This is a genomic window from Moorena sp. SIO1F2 (genome assembly GCF_010672755.1).
Taxonomy (GTDB): Bacteria; Cyanobacteriota; Cyanobacteriia; order Cyanobacteriales; family Coleofasciculaceae; genus Moorena.
This window is the reverse complement of the sequence record NZ_JAAHFV010000516.1, coordinates 1-3395: the sequence shown is the minus strand read 5'-3', so window position 1 is coordinate 3395 and position 3395 is coordinate 1. Positions and strand designations below refer to the sequence as shown.

The following is a 3395-nucleotide window of genomic DNA, read 5'->3' as shown; positions in this document are numbered from 1 at the left end:
GAATTATCGTCAATGTTAATCGTATTGATACTACGGACAACTTGACGAATGATGGCTTTACGAAGCATATTGATACCTTTATCACCAATAGTGATAAAGGTATCACCAATAGTGATAAATTGATGACCAATATTGATAAATTGATCAGCAGAGCTTAAATCATCAAGTTTATAACCTTGAACACCTTGAATGCTGGTTGGCGAACCCGTACTATTATCGTCTATTTTGACTCCGTTGTTATTGAGCCAATCTACATGAAAAACTTCTGAATATATTCGATTTCTTACTTGAAGTATACCTGAATTATTAGCTTTTACTATACCGATCAACTTTAGTCTTGCGTGAGTTAAATTTCGGTCTTTATTACTTATAATTCTGTCTTGCCTGATTAGAGAATAAAGATTAAGTAATTCCGCTGATTCTGATTCTCTTAAAAGACGTTCTCTTACAAAATGCAAATTGTTATCATTGTACTTACCACGCTTCGTCAAGAAAGTTGCTTGTACAAGCTTTTCCACAATCTTATCTACTTGAGCAGTATCCCAACTTTCTTTAGCCCACTGTGCCACAATTTGACAAGTTTTCTGGGTAAGATAGGGATGTCCTGCTGTCCAATTGATTATTTGCTTTAGTAGCTTGAATGCTTGGTCAGATCCTGGTGCCAGTCCAGCCGCAAGAGGTTTAGCTTCCTCCAAAGTAAAATCGTTTAACTCAATACGCCTGCCGATATTGAAAGGAGTCCGTTCAACAGCTTTTACTAAATCCGATGGAGAGGCTACACCCAAAAGCACAAAAGTTAGCCGCTCTAACTCCGAGTTAATCGCACGTTCGTTGTAGAGGGAACGTATAGCAGCAAAGAAGTCATCGGTGTAGGAGAGTGAAAGGGTAGAATCTATTTCATCAATGAATAATACAACCGATGAAGAAACTTTCTCTAATAATATTTCTGAGATAAACATTGAATATCTATCTACTTCACTAAAGCTGGCATTTTCTCTCCACCAACTCAGATAGTCGAAGTTTAGACGCAGTTGTCTTACAATACGTCGAATTTGCCCTAGATACCAAGCTTCTAATCCAACAGAAGTGCCGATGCTGGTTAAATCAATAATGGCACTACGTATATTAAATTCCTTTAATTTTACTGCGGTGCGTACCATCAAACTAGATTTGCCCATCTGACGAGTGGTTAGTACATAGCAGTACTCTCCGTTGATCAGATTGTCTAGAAGTTCCTGGTCAGTAGCACGGGGTACGTAACTACGGTCTGAAACTTTTAACGTTCCGCCTACTACATAGTAATCTGGATCTGGGCTACTCTGGATCGGGTTGTGATCAGAATTCATGACTCATAGTCTCGTTTTAAAAAATTGTGCATAAAGCTGACATCTTGCCTGTACGGCATCAGGACTGTGTCCAAGAATTAATCCTGATTTCCGTAACCGATAAAAAATTTCGTTATTCGTGCATTTGTGTTTTCTGATAACGTCTTGCATGGCATGTCGCAAATCTGGCCATGCTTCAAGTTGCCTAAGATATCGAGATAGGTGTTCTGCCAATGGACCATCATCATCACCTGCTATTCTACAGAATTTTGGTACACTGATGCTTCTTGTAGCCATTGTATAAAAAGCCCTTCTTAACAAGTATGGATGTCCTCCTAGTAAATTGATCAGGGAGTCAAGTTCACCACATGACCGGGCTATGCTATTATGTTTACGATTCATTTCCTCAACCTTAGAACGACTCAAATCTCCTAGTTCAATAGAAATACCGACGTTGAACGGTGATTGGTTTAAATCTTGAATAAATAGAAACGCTTCTGTGGAATAGGCTAGAACTAGGTTAAGTTTTTCCCATTGCTCTTCTATAGCACGCTCATTATGCCAAGCTCGAATTAGACTAAAAAAGTCATCTCTGTAGTCATAATCGAAAACTATATCAACATCATCAAATATCAGTAGAATAGGTAAGTCAGTGTTTTCAAGAACTTCTTCAAGCACAAAATCAGATAATTTATCTTTTGCTCCCAAGGAACTAGACCAATAGGAGTCTGGTGAACGGGAAGTTCGCCAGTGCTTGGTCATGCGAGCGGCTAGATATCGTAACAGGGAGTCGAGAGTGGATAAAAACGTTTTGTCAAGACGCTGAAAATCAAGATAGAGTGCAGCTTGACTATTTTGCTTAGCCTGTTGGTGCATACGAGCTAGCAAGGAGCTTTTGCCCATCTGATGAGCACCTTTGACACGGATAGTTTCTCCCCATCCTAAGACTTTATCTAACCATTTAGCTTCGTTTTCTCGCTGCAGGTAGAATTTAGAGCGAAGCTTAACTGTCCCCTCAGGAGCTTCAAGTTCATTGAGCCAGTTAGAATCAAAAGAATGTCTAGGCGGCAGTAATTCATTTTCTGATAAAAGTACTGTTCCGTCTTCATCTAACAACAAATCATCTTGTTGAAATTTCAGGGTTTTGATTAGACGTTCCCATTGAGCAGCAGAATCGTTTTCTTCTAACCATTGCTTGAGTTGTTCAGCAATTGGTTTGGGAATATGTCCAGTTATTAATAAACGAGCAACAAATTCTATAATAGGGTTTTCATGATCATTTTGTTGAGGTATATTATCTAAATTATCTAGAATATCATTTAAATTATCAGGGATTTCATATTTACGATTATCCCCTAATTTATCGTAACAACAAGCGCTATAAGCCTGTTGCATTGGCTTGATTATTTGTTTTTGTAAAGGAAGCAATAGGTTGACTAAACTAGTCGTAATTTCAAATTTTTCCTTGATTGCCTTTAAGCTAGCATTATTGGGATTTTCGTTAAGTGCTTTCTTAAGTAATTTTTCTAAACTATTGCTACTATTGAAATAGTCTACTACTTTGTAAACAATTTCAGTCAAATTTTCCCCACCAGCAATTTCTTCCAGATTTTGACTGAATTGATGTCGTAGCATCATTTCTAATTTAGTTTTACTAGGGAAAGCACTACACAGTGCTGACTCTATCTGCTTGAGGAGATAACCAGGGGTATTTCCAGCATTCATCTATAGCTCTCTACCTATCAACAATACAACTTAATACTCTGGTTCCAACAGAACTGATGCAGTTAAGTTTATTTTGCCTCCAAATCAAATTTGGTAGGGCTTTAACTTTCTAAAAGTATAGATGGAGAGATAGGGATATGGGTAGATGAGCGTTGCTGAATCTTCTTTTGAATATTCGTAGAGCGGGCATCCTGCCCGCGCGAAAAGCTCCCTGAACGGGCAAGATGCCCATTCCACCAGATCTTGAACAGGCAAGATGCCTATTCCACCAGATCTTGAACAGGCAAGATGCCCATTCCACCAGATCAGCCACAGGCAAGATGCCTATTCCACCAGATCTTGAAC

Annotated in this window: 2 protein-coding genes; both read right to left on the bottom strand. The window is 38.7% G+C overall.

Going from position 1 to position 3395, the window contains the following annotated elements; all coding sequences use genetic code 11:
- On the bottom strand, positions 1-1346 hold a 1346-nt coding region (locus F6J94_RS32040; protein ID WP_293047635.1), incomplete at its 3' end, for an AAA-like domain-containing protein.
- Positions 1347-1349: 3 nt separating this feature from the next.
- Positions 1350-3050, bottom strand: coding sequence for an AAA-like domain-containing protein (locus F6J94_RS32035; protein ID WP_293047633.1), 1701 nt, complete (start codon positions 3048-3050; stop codon positions 1350-1352).
- Between the last annotated feature and the right edge of the window lie 345 nt (positions 3051-3395).